1 protein-coding gene is annotated in these 350 nt (G+C 46.0%); it reads right to left on the bottom strand.

Annotation, left to right across the window (positions count from 1 at the left end):
- Window positions 1-350 (bottom strand): 4-hydroxyphenylacetate 3-hydroxylase C-terminal domain-containing protein (locus HRJ06_RS23015; protein WP_277874724.1); only part of this gene is annotated, 350 nt, incomplete at both ends.

Raw genomic sequence — 350 nt, forward strand, 5'->3', positions numbered from 1 at the left:
TAAGAGGATGGCAATTGGATTAAGCCGCCGCCCGCTAATTCTCTGGCAATTTCTAAAACACTATTGTTGATTTCCGGCTGCATCGCCATCGCACTATACAAAAACCTCGGATTTGGTACATAAACTCCATTTTGATTCGGCTTGGCTGTTGCTTCCGCTGCTAGCAGCAATCCTTCGAATACCGACGCTCTTGAAGCCAACTCCCCAAGCAGCCCCTGAACTGGCGGCATTTTGATGGTCCCGGTTGTGGTGGTCATTCTCTTGACTAAGCCCGTAATAAATTGAAGTTTCGTTACAAAACGGATTTGAGCTTGTGTATTCCCAAAATTGTGTGCTGGTGTTTCGAAAAA

Source organism: Mesobacillus harenae, assembly GCF_013343715.1.
Taxonomy (GTDB): Bacteria; Bacillota; Bacilli; order Bacillales; family Cytobacillaceae; genus Mesobacillus_A; species Mesobacillus_A harenae.